This window comes from Photobacterium makurazakiensis, from assembly GCF_050336715.1.
Classification (GTDB): Bacteria; Pseudomonadota; Gammaproteobacteria; order Enterobacterales; family Vibrionaceae; genus Photobacterium; species Photobacterium makurazakiensis.
On record NZ_JAKJSJ010000048.1, the window covers coordinates 1 to 25,586 of the forward strand.

Here is a 25,586-nt window from a genome sequence, read left to right on the forward strand (position 1 = left end):
TTGTTGGCCCCGGCTCTGCTGCTTTTGAAGTTATGCGAGATTTTGTCTACCACTTACCCGTTATTGTTACCCCAAAATGGGTTAAATCCCGTAATTCGCCAATCGCATTACGTAACCTACTTTATTATTTACTTGAATTATTAAAGTTCGAACCATGCCGCCATCAAGTCATGGACATCGCTGGCCCAGWAGATATCACCTATGAATCGCAGATGCGTATACTGGGCCGCCAAGCAGGGAAAAAAGTACGTATTTTACCTGTCCCCTTCTTAACCCCGAAATTTGCCGCACTTTGGTTACGCTTTATTACTTCGGTACCCACAAATATTGCTAAAGCCCTAATCGGAGGCTTACGATTCGATCTTCCTGCTGACGGCAGTGCAATACAGTCTCTCATTCCTCAATACCTGCTCAGTTACGATGAAGCCGTAGAAGAATGTTTAAGTCATGAAACCGAAGTCGTTAGAAGTGATATTTGGGGGTTTGACCCTGATGCTTTATCTCGCTGGCAACCAGGCTACGGTTATTACCCTAAGCAGGCAGGTTACACCTTACAAACAGACGCGACGTGCGAACAACTCTGGCGACAAGTGCAACTTGTGGGTGGTAAAGAAGGTTATTTTTATGCCAATTTTTTGTGGCGCATACGGGAATGGATGGACTTTGCCATTGGTGGGAATGCATTAAAGCGCCATCGGCGCGATCCTAATGAACTACAGCTCGGCGATAAAGTAGATTCATGGAAGGTTATTAACCTTAAAGAGAATAAGTTTCTCTCGTTATTATTTGGCATGAAAGCACCAGGGCTTGGCCGCTTAGAGTTTACTATCGAGGATAAAGGCGAATATCGCGAGGTCGACATTCGTGCATGGTGGCACCCCGCTGGTTTTACTGGCCTACTCTATTGGTTTGCCATGATGCCAGCCCACTTGTTTATCTTTCGAGGTATGACGCACGCCCTTGTCAAGCGATGCAAAGCAAAGGGACATGATGGTAAAAGTGATACACTCTAATAGGCCATCCATTGGCCGATATCATCACAAAATATGTAGATAAAAAATAAGCGAGAGCAAAAGCCCTCGCTTACTTATTCAGCCAATATGGTACCTTTTAGCGTGTTGGCAATTCAGGCAAGTGTGAACCCGCATTTCCTGGGTAAACAAGGTACTCACCATGGTACTTAACCATCGACTTATAATCCGTCACTTTATACAGCAACAAACCGTGCGCAAACGCGGCGTCAACCAACGCTTTAGCATCGCCACGAACAAAAAATGAAAGAGGCTTCACCAGCTCATCACCTTCTGAAAACCCGGCTTTAATTTGTGCCGAACACACCACTAATGAAGCTTGGCCATCCGTAAAATGCTTAACCTTACGATTAACTTCATATTCCGTTGTCACTAACCAATCATCAGCTTCAAGCTGCTGGTATAAAGCATCAATTTGGCTTTTGCTGATCGCTTTACCACTGTTGTTGTCATCAGCTTGAGTTCCACCTATCGTGTATTGAATGTGCTCAAACTGCTGCTTTAGTTGTGCATTCTTGCCCTTGCTTCGAGCTTGTTTTTGCCACGCAATAAGCGTTTTAGCCACACAATGATCATAATATTGCTGCTTGATCACTTTTGTAACCCAAGCACTAAGAAAATGGGTTTCACTGATTGGATTACGTGGTGTTTTACCTGATGACTGAGATTCAGACAATAAGGTTAAGCCATCGGTTACTAGTTTATAAATCTCTTGATAAAAAGTTGTCATGTGTTTCCTTAAGCATCACGCGATAAAAACCAGTAAAAGCCAGCAGATAAAAACGCACACAGCGCCATTGTAATTGCCATCGGCCATGCCGATGAATTGTGCATTAAAGCAACCAACCCACCGACAACAGTACCGGTTCCAAATCGCATTGTACCTGCCAATGAAGAAGCCGTCCCCGCCATATGCGGGTACTTAGCAAGCAAGCACGCCATTGTATTACTACCAATGATAGAAATTGTACCAACAAATAGCATGACAGGGATAACAACCCCCCACAAGCCTAGGCCTAGCACCTGCCCAAGAATCGCACCGATACCCGCAATTAGCTGAATAATCAGTCCAAATCGTAACATCCAATGCGAGCCCATTTTTTTAACTAAGCGTCCATTAATACTGGTCATTAATATTAAACACACGACATTTAAGCCAAATAACAAGCCAAAGTGTTCAGTGCTTACATTGTACAAATCGATGTAAACGAATGACCCAACAGTTAAAAACGTAAACATGCCTGCAAATGAAAAGCCACTACAGAAAATCAACCCAACAGCCGTCGGTGTCGTTAGCATTTTGGCGTAATTACGTAGGGTCGAACCAAGATGAAAAGGCAAACGTTTTTCAGGTGGCAACGTCTCGGGAATACGAAAGACAACGGCGATGACAATCAGTATCGCAAAGCCAGCCAATACCCAGAAGATCGAGCGCCAGCCAAACCATATCGATAAGTACCCCCCTAACATGGGTGCGATAAGTGGAGCAATCGTCATGACCAAGGTAATAAACGACATCATTCGAGCAAATTCTTCCCGCTCAAACATATCACGTACCAAAGCCTGAATTATGACCGCGGCAGCAGCGCCAGCAAAGCCTTGTGCAGCACGAACCCACGTCAGTTCAACGATACCTTGACTAGTTGCACTGAACATAGCAGCAATCGCGAAAGCAATAACACCAATGATTAAAATTGGTTTTCGTCCGTAACTATCGGCTAAAGGTCCATGTAAAAGCTGTCCAATAGCAAAGCCTGCGGTATACGCTGTTAATGTCGTTTGGACTAAGCTTGGGTTTACTGCTAAATCTCTGGCAATCGTCGGCATTGCCGGTAAATACATATCGATGGCAAGTGGTGTTAATGCACCAATCGCACCAAGAATAATAATTAATTGCAAGCTCAGCTTTTGGCCGTCTTGTGTTGTCATATGAACTCTATTACTGCTGGAATTATCAAGAAGAAGCTTATTGTACGATGAATTAGCTGAATTGACTCTTTCTCAATAAGAAAGATTGCGTTTCTAATAAGGTATCTACGGGATATGACGTAGATACTCGGCTTTCACCAATAGTTTATAGTGGGAAAAACTAAACAAGGGAGCAAAGCTCCCCTGAAAATCGTTTGTCTAATTTTGAATAAACGTTGAAACGCCTACTCTTACTTTTGAAACGATGCGACTTCTTCTTCCGTCAGTTGGCGGTATTCACCCGGCTCAAGCTCTTCATCAAGCTCAACACTGCCAATCTGCTCGCGATGTAGCCCAACAACCTTATTACCAACAGCGGCAAACATACGTTTAACTTGATGGTATTTACCTTCAGAAATGGTAATAACAGCTTCACGCTCACTTAAAATTTCAAGTTTAGCTGGTCGTGTTAGATCTTTTTCACCACGCAATTGCACCCCTTCAGCAAACTGCTGAATAGTTTCTTCTGGGAGAGGATCAGCCAACTCCACATAATACACTTTTTCGCAAACATGGCGTGGAGACGTTATACGGTGAGACCATTGCCCATCATCGGTAAGTAAAACCAACCCTGTCGTATCACCATCTAGGCGACCCGCTACATGAAGTTTTTCAGGGCTTACTTCATCAATAAGTACAAAAACCGTTGGGTTGTAGTCATCCACATGGGAACACACAAAGCCTGTTGGCTTATTAAGCATAAAGTAACGGGGACCATTGAACCGCAAAGAACGACCGTTAAATTCAACGTCACAATCATCAGTGACTTTTAGTGAGCCATTTTTAACAACCTCACCATTGATTTCGATCTGCTTGTCTTTTAGCAGTTTACCTGCTTCTCTGCGGGTAATACCTAGCGTGGTACTTAGGAATTTATCAAGCCTCATTACTGGCTCCATATGGTACAAAAACGCGCATCATAACAACTTACACATTGTATGCACATCTTAACGCGCATTATGAGCTAAAATAGAAGCGATCGTTGACATCATTCAATATGCAACCCTAGGAATTTGTGTAAGCTTTAAAGTTCAAGGTTATTTTTCAATTTCTAACGAACATCTAAATCTCGAACATTTTTTACTTTATGTGGTCTGAATTATTGGACGTGTCAGATATTGGTTACGTATAAACAGGATGTATACCTTTCACTACGTTTGGGTAGTGAAGCCTAACTGCTAAGGTCAAAATATGAACATCTCACTTGTTGCGCCAAGTATGTCATCAAAGGATATGCTACTTAAACTCGTTGAGGAGCTATTTGAATATGAAGTTCTTCCTCAAAAGAAAGAACAGACTCAACACGCAATCAATCAGCTTCTTAGTAACCCCGAACTCGGCCAAGCTTGGTTTATCGAAATAGACAACGATGGTGAAAAAGTCATTGCTGGGCATATCATTGTTAGTTACAGCTTCAGCCTTGAACACGGTGGACGGGTTGGTTTAATCGACCAATTTTACCTCAAACCAGACTGGCGTCAGCAAGGGATCGGCACAGACCTTATCCCTCAAATTGAGCAACATACTGCTGAAGCTGGCGTACACGCCCTTTCACTTGAAGTAAATATCGGTAATAAAGGTGCGCGTAAATTCTATGAAAAGCATGGCTTTGTTCCTCGACGCCAGTTCTGCATGATGACCAAAGTGATTAGCCCAAGCGAAATACCACTGACTATTGCCTCATAATACCAACATCAGAATAACTGCTTCATAATAGTGAACTGCCTAACCAAGAGGCAGTTCAAGTATCCAATCAACACTCGCCAATAAGCATAACGATCGGTACACTAGCAAGCCTCATCTCGCCATGCTCATTACGCCATTTTATGTATACCCTTCGTCCTTATCAGCAAGACAGCGTCAACGCAACTATCCATTACTTTCGTAAAAACTCTACCCCAGCAGTACTCGCTTTGCCAACGGGTGCAGGTAAGAGCCTAGTGGTTGCTGAGCTTGCAAGGATAGCCCGTGGGCGTGTTTTAGTACTCACTCACGTAAAAGAACTGGTAGAGCAAAACCATGCTAAATATGAAAGTTATGGCCTGAAAGCCTCTATTTTTTCTGCGGGGCTTGGTCGTAAAGAAACCGATAAGCAAGTTGTCTTTGCCTCTGTACAGTCTATGGCTAACAGTCTCGAGTTATTTGCCAATGAGTTTTCATTATTGGTTATCGATGAATGCCACCGTGTACCAGACGATGAAAATAGTGCATATCGGAAAGTCATCGCTCATGTTCAGAAGATAAACCCAGGCATTAAGATCCTTGGACTGACTGCAACCCCTTATCGCCTTGGCATGGGCTGGATATACAAGTACCACACGCGTGGGCAAGTGCGCACCGAACAAGAGCGATTCTTCCGAGACTGTATCTTTGAATTACCCATTCGTTATTTACTTGATGAAGGCTTTCTAACCGAGCCCAAAGTCATGGACATGGCAGTACTTGGCTATGACTTCTCCAGTCTAAAAGCATCAAACAGTGGCCACTATAAAGAGTCAGAGCTCGATAGTGTTATCGAAAAATCAGCCCGTGCGACCCCTATGATCATTGAGCAAGTCATTGACTATGCCAAAGATCGCCGCGGCATCATGATTTTTGCTTCGACTGTAAACCATGCGCAAGAAATCATGGGCTACCTTGAAGGTGAAAACGCCGCTCTCGTTGTTGGCGATACGCCGTTAGATGAACGAGATCGTATTATCAACAGCTTCAAGCGCCAAGAGATCAAATATTTAGTTAACGTTTCAGTACTTACCACAGGTTTTGATGCACCGCATGTTGATCTGATTGCGATTCTTCGTCCAACAGAGTCCATTAGCCTTTACCAACAAATCGTTGGCCGAGGTTTGCGCTTATCTGACGGAAAAAAAGACTGTTTGGTTCTTGAGTATGCAGGGAATTGCTACGATTTATACCAACCCGAAGTCGGCGACCCTAAACCAAACAGTGATAGTGAAGTGATCATGGTGCCCTGCCCTGCTTGTGGCTTTAACAACAGCTTTTGGGGCAAACTTGATCCTGCAGGCTTCTTAATTGAACACTATGGGCGTCGTTGCCAAGGCTATTTCGAAGATGATGATACTGGTGAACGTGAAGAATGTGGTTATCGCTTTAGAGCTAAATATTGCGAAGAGTGTGGCGCTGATAATGATATTGCCGCGCGTCGTTGTCATCAGTGTGATGCGGTGATGGTCGATCCGGATAAAAAACTCCGAGACGCGCTGAAATTAAAAGATGCCATGATCATGAAGTGCACTGATCTGCGTTTAGAGCCAGGCAAGAACAAATTTGAAAAGCCGCAATTAAAAGTTATCTACGTCAGTGATGAAGGCTCAGAAATTAGTGAAGTTTGGCCGTTATCGACTAAAGGACAAAAAAACGACTTTTTGCGTAAATTCATTAACCCGCACCTAGTGGATCGTCACCGTCCATTCACTGATACCGCACCAACAAAGGTCGCCAATAATGAACACCGTCTACGCCCGCCAGAAATCATTATTGCCCGCAAAAGTGGTCGATTTTGGGCGATTCGAGATAAGCTATTTGACATTGATCAGTACCAAAAAGCGTAGTCATATATAATTACATAATATCGACAATGACCGACCAAAATACAAATGGTTACAATAAAGTCGATTTTATTGTTTAAGTTATGACACTCAAAGGGATTGCATAATAGCAATATCATCTCCCATCATTACAATTCATAACTTGATCATCATCATAATGCTTCAGGGACTTAGTATTGAAGAACTTTAACAAGGCTGTATTACCACTTTTGCTAATCGTTACACCATTTTCAGCCAAGGCGATGACAACGTTCGATACCCGAAGTGTAGGTATGGGGGGAACAGGTGTAGCCTCTGCCAATTACCTTACAGCAAGTTTCCATAACCCTGCCCTTACAGCAGCTTATGGATACGATGATTCTTTCGGCTTAATCCTCCCTATGGTCGGTGCCCGATTACATGATGCTGATAATTCACTGGATAAACTTGACCATTTTCAAGAACTCGATAACAACCTTGGTAACAATCCTACGCCAGACGAGCTCAATCAATGGCGTGAAGCACTAAGACAATTAGATAATAATACATTAAATGCTGAAGCCAACTTAGGTATCGTCGTCGCGATTCCCAATCGTTATTTAAGTACCAACTTTTTTATTCAATCACAGATGTCTGCCATTGCAGCGTTTGATGTTAATGATGATGATTTAACCTTAGACGATCCTGCTAATTCAGAACTGAAATCCCAAGGCCAAGCTATTGCAGGGGCAACAGTCGATGTCGGTTTTACATTCGCAAAATCATTTGGTCCTAAAGATCAGCCATTATTTGTGGGCATTTCACCAAAATATCAACGCATCTATGCGGTTAACTACATAGAATCCGTGGATAAATTTGAAGATGATGACTTCGACTGGGCTGATGAGTATGTTGAGAAATCGACAGTTAACATTGATATTGGTGCAGCTTACCAAGTTACCGATGATATGTTGGTTGGTATTACAGGACGCAACATAATCAAACATACCCTTGCCGCTAATCCTCAAAATAGCATAAGGGCAACCTACATTGTGAACCCTGAATATGTCTTGGGTATCGAGTATGAGCTTGATTGGATTAGCCTTGCCGCAGACATTGATTTAAACACTAAAAAGTACTTCAAAGAGTACGACTATAAGACTCAATACGCCCGCTTAGGTGCAGAACTTGATGCTTGGGGCTGGGCACAATTTCGTATGGGTTACATACACAGCATGACAAGTTTTACCGATGATATGGTAACCCTCGGCTTAGGTTTCCGCCCATTTGGCAAAATTGGGTTTGATTTGGGCGCACAAGCAGGTAAAGACGATAATTACGCTCTTTCAGCGCAAATGACGCTGAATTTCTAACCCAGCGTCCCCTACAAGTCGAAACCGATGAATTAAAAAAGGTCTAACCATTGGCTAGACCTTTTCATTTTCAGTCGAAAGTAAACTTAGAAGCTGTAATCTAGGTTTACGCCCCAGTTACGGCCGGGTTGAGTACGACGATCAATACCTTCCGTTGACGCGGTTGCACCGTCAAGGTCTTGGTACTGCCAATACTTCTCATCAAAGGCATTAAACAAGCCTGCACGTAGCGTCAGATCATTCATTGGACGGTAATATGCGGTCAAATCAACAACAGTGTAGCTTGGTGCATCAACATTCGCTTCTTCACCAGCTTCAGGCGCTTCCCAATCACTACCTGATTTAGAGGCAACCATTGTAACTGTTACTGCACTACCCCAGTTTTCACTTGGTGCATCATAACCAAGGCCTACAACGGTTGTGAATGGTGCAATCGTATTCAGGGTTTCACCCGTTTCTTTATCTTCACCATCTAGGTAGGCTAAAGACAAGCGTGCGTATGTACCCATCGGGGCGCTAAATGCTTCATCTAACCATAAGTTACCTTTGAACTCAGAACCATAGATACGTGCTTTATCAATGTTCTCATTGGTCGTAACTTCTACACTGCCATCCATTGTTGTCTGGCTTTTAATGAAGTTCTTGTAGTCATTATAAAATGCTGACAGTTCAAGGTTACCGAAACGGTTAGCCGCCCTCACACCCACTTCGTATGACTGACTTTCTTCCGGTTTAAGATCTGGGTTTGCCTCAATACGATAACCAAACATCGTATTATCTTTGTCGTAATACATTTCATGAATCGTCGGTGAACGGAAACCTTCGCTGTACTGAGCATACGTACTTAGGTTATTTGTCCAATGGTATACCGCACCCAAACGTGAAGTTAATGCATCGCTATTATGCTCTTCTAGGCCTGACGAACTGTCTGGTGTCGCGGTAAAGTCATCGTAACGAAGGCCTGCGGTAACGACCATTTGATCATCCATAAAGAACATCTGATCTTGTACAAATACAGCGCGTTTTTCAGATTCAGAGTTCGGCACTTCTTGGCTGCCAGGGGTACTTGATCCATCGTCCAAGTTATAATCGGTGTAACTTAGGCTAAATTTATCGTTTGCCGCTGAAACACCGTAAGTGAATTCGTGTCGGCTTGTAGCCAGCTCAATCATTTTCTGCATTTGTAGATCAAACTGCAAACTTTCATCTTTACCTGAACGGAAGCGATTACGATTTCCTTTTGCTTGAGTGTGATCAAAGCTATTGTGATCAGCATCGCTTTCTGTCCAGTTCACGCTCCAATCGAGTGTGTCAAACACAACAAGATCAGCTAACCATTCATGCTCAAAACCAATGCGATAGCGCTGATCTTCATCTTCACCACGTACATTGGTATAAATGTAACCCGGCATACCACCATCACGACCTTCACCAGATAAAATTTTACCATTGGCTGATCGGGTGAAGAATTCGCCAGTGACACCAACACGATGTTCATTGTTAATTTGGTAAAAAGCTTTCGCTAATACATTATGAGATTCAATGCTATAGGGGTCAGCTTGGCCACGATCTGGACCTGTTATATCAGCGCCATCACCATGGGTTTCAGTTTCGTTCCCATCTCGGTAGGTATAGATAACCATGGTTTCAAGATCGCCAGTTCTATTTGCAACCTCAACTGTCGCTTTATACTCATCGCTTGCACTGGCATAACCCGTTTTCAAGCCAACATGCGTATCATCACCAGCCCCAAGTAAATCTTCAGGGTTCTTGGTACGCATCAGCACTGTACCACCAAGCGCATCACTTCCGTATAAGGTTGATGATGGGCCTTTATTCACCTCAATTGCAGTAAGGGTATCAACTTCAATCGTATTGGAGTTTTTACGCATCACTTCAGCACCAGGATTGTAAGATGATGGTTGCTCTACACCATCCACCATTACCTTTACACGGCTACCGCTCATGCCACGAACCGTAAAGTCTTCCATACCAAACCGACCTTGACCGTTAACCTGCACGCCCGGTTCATACTTTAGCGCTTGCTTAACATCTGTTGCTAAGTTTTGCTCAATGTCTTCTGAAGACACCTTAGAAACACTTGAAGGCACATTTTTAATACTTTGCTCAGAGCGAGTCCCCGAGACAACAACTTCATCAAAAATAGAAACATCTTCTTGGGCATGAAGAGAAGGTGAAAGTGCTATCACTACAGAACTGGCAATCAAAGTAAGCTTGTAACTCATAATCCCTGCTTAAAAATATTGTTATCAACAAATCAGTGGCTGAGATTATTACAAATACAAACGATAATTACTATCATTATCAATGTGATTTCGATCGAATTTTTCTTTTCTTGCAGAAAACAGGCTATAGCAAGAGCTATAATTTCTGCTATTACGGCTTTAAATTTGATGCATCCCGAATATGATGAAAATTGAAGAAACCATGTAATATAATGGCTACCATTACTCAGTTTTAGCCTGAATTGCTTAAAATATAAGTCGTTGAATGAATATCATGGGATTTAAGCTTGCCGACTCCACGGATCGTTGTTACTATCCGCGCTCGTTTTTACGACATTGAGTAAGGTCGCATTACTTGATGAACTTATATATATAAAGAGTATTTACTATGTCTATGAAATTTGAAGCAGTTGTACGTACTGACCTAGGTAAAGGTGCGAGCCGCCGTCTACGTCACGCAGAAAAATTCCCAGCTATCATCTACGGTGGCGAAGCTGCTCCTGTTGCTATCGAGATCCTACACAGCGATATCATCAACCAAATGGACAAGCCTGAGTTCTACGAAGGCATCATCCTAGTGATCGATGGTCAAGAAGTTGCTGTTAAGCCACAAGACATCCAACGTCACGCGTTCAAGCCAAAAGTTGAGCACATGGACTTCAAACGCGTTTAATCGCATTTGTTACCATACTCAATTTAAAAGCGCCTTAGGGCGCTTTTTTTATATTCACAATTCCAATCGTAATACCTACCACTAAAACAACTCCTGTTGACCAGAGTCTTCCCGTTTATCGCTCTCCTGTAACAACTGATTTTTCGCCCGTAAAATACGCAAATAACGTTGATGGCATAGCCTAACTACATTTCGCTTCTGCTCATTAGTGAATTGCTGCCAATGGAAACGCTCATCTCGGCTGCGAAAGCATCCTTTACAATAACCACGGTTATTTGCCTGGCATACACCCACACAGGGGCTAGGAATCGTGAAGAAATCAAGTTGTTCCATAGACTACCTCTCCCCCATAAAACCATTAACAGCAAACTAGGCACCTTCTTTGATCATAATCGTTTATCATGCTGAAACCAAATCGGTTACATTAAAATAACGAATTACTATGCAAGTAACTTGCAAGTCCAACAAATATTCTGGTAACCTTTGTGAGGTTATCAGGGTCGATAACCGCTCATTTTAACAGTAGGTTACTTCACTACTGTGCTTCTAGGAGGGAACCATGGATTTTTTTGTACCATCGGCATCTAGCCCGAGTCAGGCAGAGTCAGTATTCAGCTCTATTGCTAACCATGTTGACGCACCAACACAAGAACAACGCATCTTTAAATTAGAATGGCAACATGAAGGTCAAGCGTGTACATGTGAAATAGGTCAACCGCTTCCGGCAATTTTCCGTACAGATGAAACTGTGTTAGCTATTTTTGACTGCGGTGACTTATATAAAATTTGTACACCAAATAGAGGGGCGATTAAATTCGATCCAATTCATGCCTCTAAAACATCAGTGAATAGCGTCGAGTATTTCGGCTAATATCAACAATCTTCGTTGATATCATCACAATAAAAGCCCGCTAAATGCGGGTTTTATATTAATTCAACGCTCAATTCACAGATGGCTAAGCAGCCAGTTTATACTGCCGTCACCCCTGCTTCAGAAAAACTCGCCATATTGTTATAAAACTCGACTGCAGCTCTTAATATCGGTACCGCTAATACCGCCCCTGTACCTTCACCTAACCTCAGTGATAAATCCAATAAAGGCTTTGCATCAAGCATCTGCTATTTCCTTGTGTTAGCAAATTAAAATAATCCTAGTTGTGGTGCGGTGATCTCATCAAAATGTTTACCGATAAATGGCAGTATTCCGTCGGCAACAGGCTTTAGTTGCTTATCTACATAGTGGTCGTAGTCAATAAGGCTCTGCTGAGCTTCAATCGGTTCTGGGCCATTAATCGTGATAACGTATTCAATCCAACCACCATTTTGATATTGCATTGGACGATCAAGCTTTTTGTTCATTTCATCAGCCATTCGTGCTGCACGTACGTGTGGAGGGACATTTTTTTGATATTCAGAAAGGTTACGACGTAACCTCTTGCGGTAAATCAATTTACCGTCATAATGACCAGCTCGAGTATCTTCAACGTATTGTCTTACGTACTCCTCTACCACTTCGTCATGAAACACACGATGGTACAGTGCTTGCTGAAAATCTTGTGATAGTTTTGTCCAATCGGTTCTAACCGTTTCTAACCCTTTATAGACAATCCTTTCTTCATTGTTCTGCTTTACTAACCCGGCATACCGTTTCTTACTGCCAGTTTCTTGGCCGCGTATCGTTGGCATCAAAAACTTGTGATAATGGGTTTCATACTCAAGCTCAAGAGCCGAAGAAATGTTGTACTCCTGTTTCAAATGGTCATGCCACCATTGATTAATGTGGTCCACCAGCATCTGGCCAATATCATCAGCTTGTTCTGATGAATGGCTGCTCTTTAGAGAAACAAACGTTGAATCGGTATCCCCATAAATCACCTCGTACCCTTTTGCTTCTATCAGTTCACGGGTCGTTTTCATAATCTCATGCCCACGCATGGTAATCGATGAAGCAAGTCGGTGATCAAAGAAACGGCAACCCGATGAACCCAGTACGCCATAGAACGAGTTCATGATGATTTTGATTGCTTGTGAAAACGCTTTTTCACCCTCTTTTTTCGCCTGATCGCGCGCCGCCCATAAGTTTTCAATCATGCTAGGAAGGAAGTGTTTTTCACGGTGAAAGCGCCCACCTCTGAAACCGGCAATCGCCTTTTCTCCTTCCCGCCCCTCTTCGAGAAGCAAGCCTTCAACCAGCCCCAACGGATCAATGCGGAATGTTCTAATGATTGATGGATAAAGCGACTTAAAGTCCAACACTAATACCGACTGATAAAGTCCAGGTTTAGAGTCCATGACATACCCACCAGGGCTTGCAATCCAGTTCTCACTATCAAGGCTTGGGGCAACATAGCCAGCTCGGTGCAGTTGAGGGAGGTATAAATTTGTAAAAGCCGCGACCGAGCCCCCCACCCTGTCGATTTCAACCCCAGTTAAACAGCTACGTTCAATAGCAAAATCTAGTAAATGGGTATGTTCAAAAATACGGGTGACTAATTTACAGTCTTGAAGGTTATACTTGGCCAGTGAAAGCTTATCGTGGCGGAACATGTGATTAATTTCAGCCATACGATCATGAACATTATGTATATCTTTCCCTTCCCCCAATAACTCTTGCGATACTGACTCCAGCGACCAAGAACGAAAGTTATACGTTGCTGTTTTGAGCGTATCAATACCATCAAGTACCACACGGCCGGGAATAGTTATAAAGCCTTGGTTAGGGTTTTGATGTGATTTTCGCCAATGTGGTGGTTGTTTTCCACGCCCTATACGTAAACTAAGCGCATTCCATTCCGCCCGTTTAAGCAGCAAGTGAAAATCAAAGTCGATAACATTCCAGCCGATGACAATGTCCGGATCATACTGAATGAACCAACGTTCTAACGCGAATAGCAATGACTTTTCATCTTCTACCCATTCAATCCAATCAGCTGCGTCATCGTAGCTGTCAGCGCAACCAACCATTATCACTCGGCTGTCGGCATCACTATGAAGGCCTACGGAATATAAGATGCCTTTTTCTGAACACTCAATATCTAATGAAACAATGGATAGAGTCGGCTTATAGTCAGCCGACTTGGCTTTAACTTGCGAGTATTCTAAATAACCTGCACGCTGATGGGGCTGGCCTGAAAACGCTATGCCCCCCCGAATAAACCGCTCCATCAAATAGCGGTCTGCTAAACGAATATCAGATTCAAACGCTTCAACCCCAGCCTTTGCCAATATTTGAGGCAGCTGGATGCTGTCTCTTATTGACGAGCAATAGCATGCAGCCATATCTTGGTACTGAAAGTTTTTTAATGCCAAAGGCTTACAATTAACGCTAAGTCCAGCTTTATGGATTTCTTGTTGGGCAAGCACTAAGTCTTGCTGACGAATGAAGCAAACAGGTTTATCACCCTGTACAACAAGTCGCGCAGGGCCCGTTTCTGTCTTAACCCAAAGAATAACTTCCGTTGTTCCTCGGGTATCACGGCTTTGGCGCGTTAACACAAAACCATTGGATTGAGTTTGCAATGAAACCTCATTTGTTTATGTATAGCGATGTTAGTTCACGAACGTTCAGCGGTGACTAATTATCCGATTTTTCGCTCAATTTTGTCGAACTCAGTCACAATCCAGCCACCAAACTCATTAATCATAAATAATGCTGCTTTTTTAGGGACTTGCTGACCAGAGCACAAAATATACAGCCGCTCAATCTCGGTTTCTTTCTCAGGGTAGTATTTCAGAAACGTCTTCGCTGCATCGTCCAATGACAGTGCTAATTTTTTTTCTCGATGAAGAACTAGTGAGAAACAGCTCCAAATCATTTTCTTTGCAATAGCTTGGCAGTAGCCAATATAACTCGCGAGTACTTTCGTCGTCATGATTTTCTGTCGGTACCCCTTAAGCTGCTCTGCAATATCACCATTTAACGATTTAGCGATATCCCAACTAGGCTCAAAACAACCGAAGCGACTTGATAAGTCGTCACCATAAAGGCAAAAGCTACTGTGTTTAAGCCAAACCCCCCAAGTAAATACGGACGAAATAGAAAGCACATCTTCAAGCAAAACAACACGTAGCGATAGTTGCGTAAACACTTTCTGTTGATTGGCAAAATGATATTTTATCGTACTTAACAAAGCATCTTGGGCTGGACTTAATGCTCGATTGAGTACCAACGTTAAATTCAAATCAGAATCACCAATCGTTGCAGTACGGCGAGCTACGCTCCCAGACAAGTAGATACTATGGAGTGCAGTCCCAAAACTGGATGATAGCTGAGTAACGGCTTCAACAACGATAGAGTGACATTGAGTCTGGAGTGGTGATTGGCTATCAAGTGTGGGTAACGCAGTCGGCACGGTATTTCCTTTGCAGCTTTATAATAACAAGGTAATTATAAACGGAATAATCACTAAAATATTCTACTCATAGTCATCTAGGCTGAAAATGTTGGCTTTCTATCCCATATGGCTTCCGCTTTACTTCCCGCGTAACAGTGAACTGACGTACTCGCCCCTTTCATTTGTTCCCCTTCTTCTCAATCGTTATACTGTAGCTTCACTCAACCTGAGATAGATGTAATTCATGGAAACACCAAACCTGATTTCTTACGACGATGCGATTGATGCGGCTTACGATATTTTTCTAGAAATGGCGTCAGATAACCTCGAATCTGCAGATGTATTGTTATTTACCCTGCAATTTGATGAACGCGGTGCCGCTGAACTGGTCGAAACAAAAGACGACTGGGCTGAGCATGTCGGCTTTGACGTTGATAAAGAAGTTTATGCCGAAATTCGTGTTGGTCTGGTAAACGAAGAAAATGACGAACTTGATGATGTGTTTGCTCGTTTACTGGTTAGCCGAGATCCTGAACATAAATTCTGCCATATTCTTTGGAAGCGTGATTAAGGCAATTCGGGTTTAAGCGATCCAAGTTACTTCAAGATACTGAAACGGTATATTGATGTAACTTGGGTATATTTGTCGTAATTAATGTTGGCTTGCTTGCACGATCAACTCATCAATCAATGCCACCACTTCTGAGCTTGCTTTTTCCATAGCCTCTGTCGCGGCCAGCAAAGCATGACTATCGCCCTGCTTTTTCGCATTCAGCGCCATTTGTCCCATTTCATGCACTAAGCGGTGTGGCTCATCCATTTTAACAAATGCTGGGAAGTGACGATAAGACTCATTGCCTTCGCCTTCAAAATACCACTGACCTAGCCGGCACTCTTTATGAGTATTCAAGGTACCTATTTCATTATTAGCTATTCGGGTATAAACATTATTTTTCCATACCGCGTGATCTAATTTAACGGTTTCCAAAAATGCTCTTACTGCCGACTGTCCAATAACTTTTTGCATTTTATGGCTAGAATCAAGTACTTCCTCAATGACAGTGCGCATTTGTAGATTACTTGCTGATACATCTTCAACGCTGATAAGGCTTTCATTATTTGCCGACTTTATTTGTGATGTCATGTCTATAACATCATTAACAAGTCCATCAATATTCGTACTCGCTTCTGCACTGGTTGACGCTAAACTACGCACTTCATCGGCAACTACGGCAAAACCACGTCCGGACTCACCGGCTCGTGCAGCTTCAATGGCGGCATTTAATGCCAACAGGTTTGTCTGTTCAGAAATATTTCTAATTACATTGATAAACTCATGAATCCCAGATGCCGATTCATCAAGCCGGCCAATTAGGTTATGATTTTTCTCCGTTTGATCAGCGATCATATGGCTTCGCTCATCGAGTTTTGAAATTGCATCACGGGTTTGTGTAAATACACTCGTTAAGGCAGATAACTGCTGATCTTCACTATTCAGGTTTTCAGCACTATTAACTAGGCTTTCACGAATATCATTCAATAAGCGAAATCCGCTTTGCTGGTGATGAGACAGTGTTGAAAAAATCATTAAATCAGTATTGAGCCTTTCACTCTCTCTGCGTGATTCAACGAGCTCATCCTTAAGTTCTTCTATTTGTATTTGTAGGTGCTGTAACCCTTGCTTATGATCCGTTTGCAGTTTATCCATTATTTTTTGATGCTGTTTTTTGAGTATTAACATCGGTTGATTATTATCCTAATTATTCTATGGGTACAGAGGTGTAGCTCAGTAATTATATGATAATTAAAGATAAACCAATATGATTTGAAACATGAGAGGTGCAACTTTATGCACTATAAACTGTAACGATGTATATCTAAGTAATTATTCAAGACCAGAATATTAACCTCAGCATTTTTAGCTTTATAAACATTCGCTGTGGACTAAACACAAAAAAGGCGAAGTACTGTATGTTTCTCGATTACGAGTAAAAACATACGTACTTCGCCTTTTCTTTTTCTTCAATAATAGTATCTATACCAGTACGGGGGCATCATCTTGTTGATTACTGCGATAAACCAAAAACAAGCTGAGTACAACGAGTATTGCCATCACTGTCATAACTGCGCCAAGGCTATATTGATCTTCTGCACGCATCAAGGATGCCGCAAGTGTTGCTATACCGGCACCTAAATTCTGTAAGCCGCCAAGCACTGCGCCTGCTGTTCCAGCATGTTGTGGAAAGGGTTGAATCGCTGCAGTCGTTGCTGCTGGAAACAAAATACCCGCCCCAATAAAATACACGAACGCACCACCAATCAGTGAATTCACTGTCACTAATCCAGCCATACCTGGAATCAAGATTGATACTGCACCAACAATAATCGCCATCATACCCAAGATCATGACTCGGAAGTTACCCATTTGCTTAGCTAAGGTCGCAGATAACCAAGCACCCGCTAAATAGCCCGGAAGCGGTAATACAAACAACCAACTCACCGTTTTAGGATCTAGTTTTAACACACTGCCTAATAGCACCCCTGCTGCGGCTTCAAAAACAGCAATACCAGAGAATGTTGCCATCATGCATAAAACATACGCTTGAAAACGACGATTGCTTATTACATAACGGTAGCTAACCCAAACTCGCTCATTACGGCGTTTTTCGGCAGGTAACGTTTCAGTAAACATAAACATCATGGCGACAGTAACAATCGAACCAAAAACGAGTAAGAACACATAACTCGATTGCCAATTAAACTCAGCAGATAAGTATCCGCCTAATACTGGCGCAAGTAATGGTGAGAAAATAACCCCCATACTTACAAAACTATTGGCTCGATGTAATTCATTGCCGTTATAGCAGTCGCGGGTAACCGTACGGCACATTGCACCACTACAACCTGTACCTAAACCCTGAACAAAGCTGGCTAACAAAAATAACTCAAAGTTAGGCGCAAGTAATGCGCCTAACGCACCAACAAGAAAGATCACCATACCAATGATGATAACTGGGCGTCGACCAATACGATCCGACAGTGGGCCATAAACGAACTGTGAGAGACCATAAGGGATCAAATATACGGCCATCACGGCTTGCAAATATGCAGACTTAACCGAGAAGTATTCCGACATTGCCGGAATAGATGGCACATACATGGTTTGTGTCATTTGACCGACAGCAGCCAGAATGATTATTAAAAATAACAGCTTTGCTAACTTAGCAGAAGACGATTGCTGTTCCACAGCTAAATCCTCATCACAGAATAATATAAAGATAAAAGAGGTATTTATTAAAAACACCACTCGAAGGCAGGATAAAAACCCATAAGATAATCTTTGTTAAAACATAAACCCGCATTGATTGATTTACATGGTAACAAGCACTATTTGGGTGGAGGGATAGTAAAGCTGAATGGGCATTTGAGCAAGAATTTAGAGCGTAATTAAGCACGATAGTTTATTATGAATTTCATTAGAAAATATAATGCGAACTCATACTCTATAGATATAGCCAAAAGCGTGTAACAAGCTGAATAATATGCACACTTAAAAAACCACTTACATTATTATGAACATTATTACTAAAGGCTTAGGTATTCTGGCTAAAACAATATTATGATTTAGTGGCAAGTCTCGCTTCTATTGCATCTATGCAGAGTCGCACGAGTAATGGCATCGATGATTGAAAGGCGTGAATAGCGTAGACATTTGTTGGCATTAAATAAGCCCCGTCAACAACAGAAGTAAGCTTCCCCTCCTGCGCCAGCGGCTCAAAGAGAAACTCCGGTACAATTCCAATACCAGCACCTGACTCTATTAATGCCAATGCTGTCGGTAAAGAATCAGCAAACCGGGTTGGGTGCAACACTACCGTTAAGCCATCTTTTCGGGATGAATGAAAAAGCTGGTGAACCACGTACTTTCCCTGCCATACATTCGCAACGTAGTCTAATTGCTGTAAGTCCTCAGCGATAGTATTTGAATAACCTAACACTGTATTACTCCGTCGCATATAATCATGCGAAGCACACAATACATCACGAAATTCACCTAGCCTTCGTTGCTTATAACTGCTGGATGGTGATTCTCCCACCCTGATTGCAAAATCGATACTGTGTTCTATAAGATCTAACCGACCGTCATCAGCAATTAAATGCGGAATAATAGCTGGGTATACAGAAACTAGCTCTCCAATCGCAGGGGCCACAATGCTACTCATCAGTGCGTGAGGGGCTGTAATCGTTACTGTGCCCGTCGGTGTTAACTGGCTTTCTTTTGCGACTTCCCATGCATCTTGCGCTAGCTGATTCATTTGCTGACATTTTTCATAGAACGCGACCCCAGCAGGCGTTAACGTTTGCCGCCTTGTTGTTCTCACCAATAAAATAATGCCTAACTCATTCTCGAGTGTTTTAAGGTGCTGGCTAACTACCGATTTAGATAAACTCAATGCATCTGCAGCAGCACTTATCGAGCCTTTTTCTACCACTTTTGCAAATACAGCCATATGACGTAAGTAATTCATTTTTATTGTTCGATTTAACTAAACAGTACTTACATATTACTTCATATTTCTCCATCAATTTATCTTTTATGCTTATACACAAGCTAATGCGACTCGCTAGCACTAAATACAAACACTCTGAACATCTTGCTAACGATATTGATGACATTAAAGGATAACAACATGGACAACACGATGAATACACCAGTACCTGAAGCTTTTATAGCTGGCATAACTCGCTGGCAAAATGCATTTAACCAACAAGATGCAAAAGGATGTGCTGAGCAGTATCAAGCCAATACCATTATGCATGCCCGTCCATTTGGTACATTTACAGGGCGAGACGAAATTCAAGCGTTTTGGCAAAACATTATCGATTCAGGCTACAACAATGTTCAGTATCAAAATACAACGTGGGAAAAGAAAAGTGATAAGTGCTACATACTCCGTTCACAGTGGACAATGAACAAAGCGTTTGGTGTTGTACATGAAGAACATTGGGCACTACAAGAAGATGGGACGGCACAACTTGAGTATGATGACTTTGAAGTGCAAGGTGAACGTTAGATTTGATTCTTAGCTGAAACTGCTTCTTAAATGAAACAAGAAACAAAACAGCCCTGACTAATCAGGGCTGTTAAACATTAAGATTAATCAAAATGGAAGCGGTGTTTACCGTGACTAGCCTTGGTTTTTAGGTAGCTTTCATTGCCATCTTTGACATGCGCTTTTGTCCCAACAACCTCTGAGATAGTAATGCCAAGTGCTTCAAGTTCACGAATTTTCTTAGGGTTATTCGTAATTAAGCGAATCTCATTGATACCGAGCGCCTTAAGCATATACGCGGCTTCAGTGAAGTCGCGCAAGTCATCACCAAAACCAAGGTGATTATTCGCTTCATAAGTATTCATGCCCTGACTTTGAAGCTCATAAGCATCTATCTTATTGTATAGGCCAATGCCGCGACCTTCTTGACGAAGGTATAATAATACCCCACCTTCTAATCCCATTTTTTCAATGGTTTCGTCTAGTTGTTCACCACAGTCACACCGTGATGAGTGGAAGACATCTCCCGTCAGACATTCAGAATGCATGCGAACCAAAGGTGGCTCATCACATTGGTCTGCCGTTTGAAAAACTAAAGCAACGTGCTCTTTACCTGACTCTAAGTTATTGAACGATAGAAGGTCTGCTGAAATATTGCTTTTTAAGCCAACTTTAAAAGGCACTCTCGCCCTTACATTTACCATGTTGTTCCTAAGTACTTCTGTTGCCAAGCGAGCGCCTGCTTTGATTATTCACTAATTCGATAAATCAATATCAAAGGACACTTACTATCTGGCCAATATTCTTTAATCAACACTTAATATGACATGCATTGAAGCACTTAGCACTTATCAAGCATTGCACTTTTTCTAAGATGATATCTAAAATTATTACACTAAAACAGCTTCGTGACACTCTGTTAATACATTAAAAGTAAATATTAGGTAAAACGCCAACGAATTGTTATGTTATAACATATCACGACGGGAATTATCAACCCTATCTAGGTGCTAGCTTCTTATAGAAATTATTGACTTTTTCAGTCTGAAAACAGCATGCCGACATCAACGTAAAGCACACTACGCCCCCCATGATACACAATAACCGGATCCAATCATTACCCATCATCAGTCTTAGTGACACCATGTCATAAGTGATCATTAACCATTGAGCTGCAACAACAACCAGCAACACCGTTATTAACTTCGGCGTATATGAGGAACGGTAAAGAAGCAGCAAGGGTAAGCATGCTAGTACTAACAGCATGCCTAGATTAGAAAAGCGTAAGTAATGTGCTGCAAGTAACCAAAAACTGATCACTACAGGCAATAATCTGAACACTAACATGGTTATCTCTTCCCTCTCAAATAACTTGTATTATTTATATACCTTTAATGGCGTTATGGCTACTCCCTTGACCACCGTTCTAATACAACCACTTACAAGTGCGAATTATTTAATCATAGAAACAAGCAGTATACTGCCTGCTTTTTAACTATTATATTCGCTACAGCTATGATTAAATGCTTCTTTTATTCATACGCATATTTGGCTTAATGACTCACTCTTTCTGGTTACGTTGGCGTTTACCCTCCCTTCTTTTCATCTCTGGCCTCGCCATTATTGCCATTTCATCGAGTATGCTCAGCAATCAGCTATTTAAGTTTGATGTAAGTAAACGATTAGACAACCTTCATTCATTTTACCAAGGTCGCTACCTTGAGTTAGGTAAGGAACTTGATCAATTAGTTGATCAGCTAAGTTTTACTTGTAATAAAAAGGATTTAGCCTTACTGCGTGAAACCATTGAAGAGTCGACGGTTATTCAGCTTATAGAACTTCATACCAAGCAATCACGCTGCTCAATCTATGGTGACGAAGTCAGTTTAATAAAAGAATTTAATGAATCAGAAGCAAAGCTTCTAAGCGGCAATGCTAACAGGAGTTATTCCGTCGAGCCCTACTTTAACCATCGTGTCAAAGTAACCTTCAACATGCCAACGGGCCAGCTCATTACCATTACAGAGCCATTTCAAAATATCTATACTGATAGTGAAATGTGTACAGGTTGCGTTGCCATGGCATTAGAATATCAAGGCAGCCATATCCCGTTGTACCTTCAACACCCTGATAAGCAGTACACTCCGATAGCCAGTAAAAATTTCAGCCCTCAATATATCATTACGATATCTGCCACCCCTGAGGGCATAAAATACATTGTTCAGAAAGATTTACTCACTGTACAACTTTTACTTTCATCATTATTGCTATCAGTATGTTTGTTGATTGGGCTGAAACGCACGCCTGAGCGTACGCTGCAAGATTTGATAACAGTTGGGTTACAAGAAAAAGAGTTTATCCCGCATTATCAACCCATCGTTAACACGCAAACCAATCAGCTCGAAGGTTGTGAGGTGCTTATGCGTTGGCACAAAAAAAATGGTGAGCATATTTCACCAGAGCAATTTATACCTATTGCAGAGTACAGCGGGCAGATCACTGAACTGACATACTATTTGTTATCAGATATCACGAGTAAATTTACTCAAGCATCAGCACATCAATTAGCTGGATTTTTAAGTTTAAATGTCACTCCTGCATTACTTGAAAGCCATGCTTTCGCCGACGATGTACTTGCTATGGTGGAAAAAAGTCAGATACCGCCATCTTCAATAGCATTTGAAGTAACAGAAAGAACGCCCTTTTCCAATTTACCACTGGCACATGAAGTCATTACTCGCCTAAACGAACATGGTATTTCTATAAAACTTGATGATGCAGGTACAGGTTATGGTGGGTTTAGTTACCTTCAGGCTTTACCAATCGACACGTTAAAAATTGATAAAATGTTCATCGATACGATTGGTACGAATGACATGAAATCGACCATTCTCGATTCAATCATACTTTTCGCTAAACATGCAGGGCTCAAGCTCATTGCTGAAGGTGTTGAGAACCAAGCCCAAGTTGACTACTTACAAAGCAAAGGCGTCTGGATTATGCAAGGTTACTTCTTCAGTAAGCCACTGTCATTTAGTGAAATACTAAAATATAACGCTAACCCAACAGCTTCGACTGAACAGCATATTAGCGAGCAACAACAGAGCTAAATAGGCGTTGAAATAAACAATTGCACCTTTTTTAGGTCACTTCAATTGTTATTTTTCACAAAAACTCTAAAATTGCTCGGTTAGAATTCCAGTTACTCTTTCATCTGGCTGGATTGATTAAATTGTCTAACAGCTCAAACGCTGTTATTGACGCAGTAAAGGAAACGAAATGATTCAAGTAGTTGGTCACAAAAACCCTGATAGCGATAGTATTTGTTCAGCACTCGTCGGCGCAGAGCTACTGAAAGCTCGCGGTCTTGAAGCTAAAGCCGTTCGTCAAGGTGAACTAAACCGTGAAACGCAGCACATCCTAAAAACAGCTGGTGTTGATCAACCAGAAATGTGTACTGGCGTAGCTGGTGAAAAAGTTTGGCTAGTAGACTACTCAGATCTAGCACAAGCACCAGACGATATCGCAGACGCTGAAATTGTAGGTATTGTTGACCACCACCGCCTAGGTGATGTAATGACAGTCAACCCACTTGAAGCTTGGATCTGGCCTGTTGGTTGTACTTGTACCATCATGTTTAACCTATTCAAGATGGAAGAAACTGAAATCACTCGTGAACTTGCAACACTGATGATGTCTGCAATTCTAAGTGATACTGTTGGTTTTGCCTCACCAACATGCACACAAAAAGACAAAGATGCAGTAGCTGAACTTGCACTACTTGCTGGTGTTGAAGATCTTGACCTATTCATCAAAGAGCTACTTATCGCTAAAACTGATATTGAAGGTCTTTCTGCTGCTGAGTTAGTAGAAAAAGATCTTAAAGCTTACCCATTCAACAACCGTGACGTTGTTGTTGGTCAAATTGAACTTGCAACTCTTGAGCAAGTTGATGCAATTATCGATGAACTAGATGCAGACCTACAACGCCGCTGTGATTCAGAAGGCCTTGCAATGGCTGCGCTAATGCTTACAGATATCACAACAAGCACGACTCGCCTACTTTACAAGGGAGAGTGGAACGCAACTCTAGACCAGTTTGCTGACAATGGTCAGTTAATGATGGAAAACACCCTAAGCCGTAAAAAGCAGGGCTGGCCTTGGCTACAGAAAGTTCTAGCTTAATCGTTAGAGTCAAAAAAGGAACGCTTTCGCGTTCCTTTTTTATTCCAAATAATTCCAATGCCTTTATTTCACTGAAGGGCTTACGGAAGACGTTTCATTTAGAATATCCGCAAAGTGATTAACAAATTCACGTCCCACTTTTTTGCCTTCTCTGTAATCAATTTCCAGATCATCTTTATCACTTAGTAGTGCTCGACTACGCAGGTTTTTTTCTGGCGTAATCTGGATAACTTTCAAACCTTCAGGGGGAGATAGCATAAATTCATGAGCATCGTTATACGTTGTATAATACCGATTGAGCATTTCTAATATTTCGTTGCTTTTGCCTTTCCCCGTCATTGCCAGCAGCCGTTCAATATTTTCTTGGGAAAGTAAACTCCACCCTCTTTCTTTCGATGCTGCCACTTCGTCGACATTTCGATCAGGGAGGCTCATCCCTTTATCTCGTAAACTATGTTTCCATTGGTCAAACTTTGTTGAAAACTCACTATGCAGCGTCTTCACCTTATCAAATGATGTGTTCATACTCAGTCGGTCAATGTACTCAGGTAAAGCTGACTCTATTCTGCCACGCCAATCATTTGTAGTACGGCTATCGCCTTGCTTATATGCAAGCGGTTCTGTTCGTACCACCACAACCAAATCAGCACCACGTTGCCACGCTTCTTTTACAGGTACAGCTGCACTCACGCCCCCATCAACCCACTCAAGATCATCAATATTAACAGGCTGGTTATAAATAACGGGAATGGCACAGGTTGCTTTTAACACTTCACACCAATTGTGGCCGTAGAGTGGTAGATACAAATCTTGGAGATTATCTTTTCGAGTTGCGCATGCCAAGGCTGTACGCTTAGCGAGTACCTCTTGCGCCTTTACAACATCCAACGGCATTGAACCGCCAGGTATAACGGCTTGCAATGCCCAATCCAAATTCATGGGCTTTTGTTGGCTTAAATATTTATAAAGGTTGAAGAACTCATTGTCAGTTGTGAAATCAACGATGAAATTATAACTAAAACCAGGTTGTCGACTAATAAATGATGATAAATTAAGTGCGCCTGCAGAGGTACCGATATAAAGCTCAAAGGGATCAAACCCAGCATCTAAGAACGCATCAAAAACACCAGCTGTAAATATCCCACGCTGTCCACCACCCTGAACAACAAGCGCAATTTTTTTCCTTTTCACCTGC

Annotated in this window: 24 protein-coding genes and 1 pseudogene; 10 read left to right on the forward strand and 15 right to left on the reverse strand. The window is 42.0% G+C overall.

Annotation, left to right across the window (positions count from 1 at the left end):
• A partial coding sequence (locus tag L4D09_RS19995) for a DUF2867 domain-containing protein (protein WP_428459294.1) occupies nt 1-1,013 on the forward strand: 1,013 nt, incomplete at its 5' end.
• A gap of 97 nt (nt 1,014-1,110) precedes the next feature.
• Here the strand turns inward: L4D09_RS19995 and L4D09_RS20000 are convergent.
• From L4D09_RS20000 to rsuA, 3 genes are all read right to left on the reverse strand, one after another.
• On the reverse strand, nt 1,111-1,761 hold the full coding sequence (locus L4D09_RS20000; RefSeq protein WP_428459295.1) for a DUF2913 family protein: 651 nt from the start codon (nt 1,759-1,761) through the stop codon (nt 1,111-1,113).
• 8 nt (nt 1,762-1,769) lie between these two features.
• A complete protein-coding gene (locus L4D09_RS20005; protein WP_428459296.1) occupies nt 1,770-2,960 on the reverse strand; it encodes a Bcr/CflA family multidrug efflux MFS transporter in 1,191 nt (396 codons plus the stop codon).
• Nucleotides 2,961-3,190: 230 nt separating this feature from the next.
• The gene (rsuA, locus tag L4D09_RS20010) at nt 3,191-3,886 is read right to left on the reverse strand and encodes a 16S rRNA pseudouridine(516) synthase RsuA (protein WP_428459297.1); all 696 of its coding nucleotides are present in this window, start codon (nt 3,884-3,886) and stop codon (nt 3,191-3,193) included.
• 304 nt (nt 3,887-4,190) lie between these two features.
• On the opposite strand from rsuA, the gene L4D09_RS20015 reads away from it, so the two are divergent.
• From L4D09_RS20015 to L4D09_RS20025, 3 genes are all read left to right on the forward strand, one after another.
• Nucleotides 4,191-4,685, forward strand: coding sequence for a GNAT family N-acetyltransferase (locus L4D09_RS20015; protein ID WP_428459298.1), 495 nt, complete (start codon nt 4,191-4,193; stop codon nt 4,683-4,685).
• Between the two features lie 140 nt (nt 4,686-4,825).
• Nucleotides 4,826-6,571 carry a DNA repair helicase RadD gene (radD, locus tag L4D09_RS20020; RefSeq protein ID WP_428459299.1) on the forward strand — a complete coding sequence of 582 codons (1,746 nt, stop codon included), beginning with the start codon at nt 4,826-4,828 and terminating at the stop codon, nt 6,569-6,571.
• Between the two features lie 173 nt (nt 6,572-6,744).
• Nucleotides 6,745-7,899: a conjugal transfer protein TraF gene (locus L4D09_RS20025; protein WP_428459300.1), complete on the forward strand. Its 1,155-nt coding sequence runs from the start codon at nt 6,745-6,747 to the stop codon at nt 7,897-7,899.
• An 86-nt stretch (nt 7,900-7,985) separates the two neighbouring features.
• On the opposite strand, the gene L4D09_RS20030 is transcribed toward L4D09_RS20025, so the two are convergent.
• Nucleotides 7,986-10,145: a TonB-dependent hemoglobin/transferrin/lactoferrin family receptor gene (locus L4D09_RS20030; RefSeq protein WP_428459301.1), complete on the reverse strand. Its 2,160-nt coding sequence runs from the start codon at nt 10,143-10,145 to the stop codon at nt 7,986-7,988.
• Between the two features lie 394 nt (nt 10,146-10,539).
• On the opposite strand from L4D09_RS20030, the gene rplY reads away from it, so the two are divergent.
• The gene (gene rplY / locus L4D09_RS20035) at nt 10,540-10,818 is read left to right on the forward strand and encodes a 50S ribosomal protein L25 (protein WP_428459344.1); all 279 of its coding nucleotides are present in this window, start codon (nt 10,540-10,542) and stop codon (nt 10,816-10,818) included.
• An 81-nt stretch (nt 10,819-10,899) separates the two neighbouring features.
• Here the strand turns inward: rplY and L4D09_RS20040 are convergent, their stop codons facing one another.
• On the reverse strand, nt 10,900-11,151 hold the full coding sequence (locus L4D09_RS20040) for a DUF1289 domain-containing protein (RefSeq protein ID WP_428459302.1): 252 nt from the start codon (nt 11,149-11,151) through the stop codon (nt 10,900-10,902).
• 226 nt (nt 11,152-11,377) lie between these two features.
• Here L4D09_RS20040 and L4D09_RS20045 point away from each other — a divergent pair, with 226 nt between their 5' ends.
• Nucleotides 11,378-11,689 carry a hypothetical protein gene (locus L4D09_RS20045; protein ID WP_428459303.1) on the forward strand — a complete coding sequence of 104 codons (312 nt, stop codon included), beginning with the start codon at nt 11,378-11,380 and terminating at the stop codon, nt 11,687-11,689.
• A 98-nt stretch (nt 11,690-11,787) separates the two neighbouring features.
• On the opposite strand, the gene L4D09_RS20050 is transcribed toward L4D09_RS20045, so the two are convergent.
• From L4D09_RS20050 to L4D09_RS20060, 3 genes are read right to left on the reverse strand one after another with little or no spacing between them, the layout of a single operon-like run.
• Nucleotides 11,788-11,934: a nicotinate-nucleotide--dimethylbenzimidazole phosphoribosyltransferase gene (locus L4D09_RS20050; RefSeq protein WP_428459304.1), complete on the reverse strand. Its 147-nt coding sequence runs from the start codon at nt 11,932-11,934 to the stop codon at nt 11,788-11,790.
• 24 nt (nt 11,935-11,958) lie between these two features.
• Entirely contained in the window at nt 11,959-14,337 is a 2,379-nt protein-coding gene (locus L4D09_RS20055; RefSeq protein WP_428459305.1) for a DNA polymerase II, read from the reverse strand.
• A gap of 59 nt (nt 14,338-14,396) precedes the next feature.
• Complete coding sequence (locus L4D09_RS20060; RefSeq protein WP_428459306.1) at nt 14,397-15,170, reverse strand: nucleotidyltransferase domain-containing protein; 774 nt, start codon at nt 15,168-15,170, stop codon at nt 14,397-14,399.
• 226 nt (nt 15,171-15,396) lie between these two features.
• On the opposite strand from L4D09_RS20060, the gene L4D09_RS20065 reads away from it, so the two are divergent.
• Entirely contained in the window at nt 15,397-15,723 is a 327-nt protein-coding gene (locus L4D09_RS20065; protein WP_428459307.1) for an HI1450 family dsDNA-mimic protein, read from the forward strand.
• Nucleotides 15,724-15,804: 81 nt separating this feature from the next.
• On the opposite strand, the gene L4D09_RS20070 is transcribed toward L4D09_RS20065, so the two are convergent.
• The 4 genes and pseudogenes from L4D09_RS20070 to L4D09_RS20085 form a co-directional block, all read right to left on the reverse strand.
• Entirely contained in the window at nt 15,805-16,221 is a 417-nt protein-coding gene (locus L4D09_RS20070) for a CZB domain-containing protein (protein ID WP_428459345.1), read from the reverse strand.
• Nucleotides 16,222-16,227: 6 nt separating this feature from the next.
• A pseudogene (locus tag L4D09_RS20075) lies at nt 16,228-16,893 on the reverse strand (methyl-accepting chemotaxis protein); the annotation flags it as partial.
• Nucleotides 16,894-17,187: 294 nt separating this feature from the next.
• The gene (gene emrD / locus L4D09_RS20080) at nt 17,188-18,399 is read right to left on the reverse strand and encodes a multidrug efflux MFS transporter EmrD (RefSeq protein WP_428459308.1); all 1,212 of its coding nucleotides are present in this window, start codon (nt 18,397-18,399) and stop codon (nt 17,188-17,190) included.
• A gap of 370 nt (nt 18,400-18,769) precedes the next feature.
• Entirely contained in the window at nt 18,770-19,681 is a 912-nt protein-coding gene (locus tag L4D09_RS20085) for a LysR family transcriptional regulator (RefSeq protein WP_428459309.1), read from the reverse strand.
• Between the two features lie 174 nt (nt 19,682-19,855).
• On the opposite strand from L4D09_RS20085, the gene L4D09_RS20090 reads away from it, so the two are divergent.
• Complete coding sequence (locus L4D09_RS20090; RefSeq protein WP_428459346.1) at nt 19,856-20,227, forward strand: nuclear transport factor 2 family protein; 372 nt, start codon at nt 19,856-19,858, stop codon at nt 20,225-20,227.
• An 83-nt stretch (nt 20,228-20,310) separates the two neighbouring features.
• Here L4D09_RS20090 and L4D09_RS20095 read toward each other — a convergent pair whose 3' ends face one another.
• Nucleotides 20,311-20,910, reverse strand: coding sequence for a GTP cyclohydrolase II (locus L4D09_RS20095; RefSeq protein WP_428459310.1), 600 nt, complete (start codon nt 20,908-20,910; stop codon nt 20,311-20,313).
• A 295-nt stretch (nt 20,911-21,205) separates the two neighbouring features.
• Nucleotides 21,206-21,553, reverse strand: coding sequence for a hypothetical protein (locus L4D09_RS20100; RefSeq protein ID WP_428459311.1), 348 nt, complete (start codon nt 21,551-21,553; stop codon nt 21,206-21,208).
• A gap of 209 nt (nt 21,554-21,762) precedes the next feature.
• On the opposite strand from L4D09_RS20100, the gene L4D09_RS20105 reads away from it, so the two are divergent.
• A complete protein-coding gene (locus L4D09_RS20105) occupies nt 21,763-23,316 on the forward strand; it encodes an EAL domain-containing protein (RefSeq protein ID WP_428459312.1) in 1,554 nt (517 codons plus the stop codon).
• A gap of 169 nt (nt 23,317-23,485) precedes the next feature.
• Complete coding sequence (locus L4D09_RS20110) at nt 23,486-24,391, forward strand: manganese-dependent inorganic pyrophosphatase (RefSeq protein WP_428459313.1); 906 nt, start codon at nt 23,486-23,488, stop codon at nt 24,389-24,391.
• Between the two features lie 63 nt (nt 24,392-24,454).
• On the opposite strand, the gene L4D09_RS20115 is transcribed toward L4D09_RS20110, so the two are convergent.
• Nucleotides 24,455-25,582 carry a patatin-like phospholipase family protein gene (locus tag L4D09_RS20115; RefSeq protein WP_428459314.1) on the reverse strand — a complete coding sequence of 376 codons (1,128 nt, stop codon included), beginning with the start codon at nt 25,580-25,582 and terminating at the stop codon, nt 24,455-24,457.
• Between the last annotated feature and the right edge of the window lie 4 nt (nt 25,583-25,586).

Coding starts and splice junctions, on each gene's coding strand:
- L4D09_RS20005 (WP_428459296.1), bottom strand. CDS start 2,960: ATGACAACACAAGACGGCCAAAAGCTGAGCTTGCAATTAATTATTATT.
- radD (WP_428459299.1), top strand. CDS start 4,826: ATGTATACCCTTCGTCCTTATCAGCAAGACAGCGTCAACGCAACTATC.
- L4D09_RS20070 (WP_428459345.1), bottom strand. CDS start 16,221: ATGCGCACTGTCATTGAGGAAGTACTTGATTCTAGCCATAAAATGCAA.
- L4D09_RS20105 (WP_428459312.1), top strand. CDS start 21,763: ATGACTCACTCTTTCTGGTTACGTTGGCGTTTACCCTCCCTTCTTTTC.
- L4D09_RS20085 (WP_428459309.1), bottom strand. CDS start 19,681: ATGAATTACTTACGTCATATGGCTGTATTTGCAAAAGTGGTAGAAAAA.
- L4D09_RS20015 (WP_428459298.1), top strand. CDS start 4,191: ATGAACATCTCACTTGTTGCGCCAAGTATGTCATCAAAGGATATGCTA.
- rsuA (WP_428459297.1), bottom strand. CDS start 3,886: ATGAGGCTTGATAAATTCCTAAGTACCACGCTAGGTATTACCCGCAGA.
- L4D09_RS20095 (WP_428459310.1), bottom strand. CDS start 20,910: ATGGTAAATGTAAGGGCGAGAGTGCCTTTTAAAGTTGGCTTAAAAAGC.
- L4D09_RS20100 (WP_428459311.1), bottom strand. CDS start 21,553: ATGTTAGTGTTCAGATTATTGCCTGTAGTGATCAGTTTTTGGTTACTT.
- L4D09_RS20045 (WP_428459303.1), top strand. CDS start 11,378: ATGGATTTTTTTGTACCATCGGCATCTAGCCCGAGTCAGGCAGAGTCA.
- L4D09_RS20050 (WP_428459304.1), bottom strand. CDS start 11,934: ATGCTTGATGCAAAGCCTTTATTGGATTTATCACTGAGGTTAGGTGAA.
- L4D09_RS20040 (WP_428459302.1), bottom strand. CDS start 11,151: ATGGAACAACTTGATTTCTTCACGATTCCTAGCCCCTGTGTGGGTGTA.
- L4D09_RS20030 (WP_428459301.1), bottom strand. CDS start 10,145: ATGAGTTACAAGCTTACTTTGATTGCCAGTTCTGTAGTGATAGCACTT.
- L4D09_RS20065 (WP_428459307.1), top strand. CDS start 15,397: ATGGAAACACCAAACCTGATTTCTTACGACGATGCGATTGATGCGGCT.
- L4D09_RS20000 (WP_428459295.1), bottom strand. CDS start 1,761: ATGACAACTTTTTATCAAGAGATTTATAAACTAGTAACCGATGGCTTA.
- L4D09_RS20110 (WP_428459313.1), top strand. CDS start 23,486: ATGATTCAAGTAGTTGGTCACAAAAACCCTGATAGCGATAGTATTTGT.
- rplY (WP_428459344.1), top strand. CDS start 10,540: ATGAAATTTGAAGCAGTTGTACGTACTGACCTAGGTAAAGGTGCGAGC.
- L4D09_RS20090 (WP_428459346.1), top strand. CDS start 19,856: ATGAATACACCAGTACCTGAAGCTTTTATAGCTGGCATAACTCGCTGG.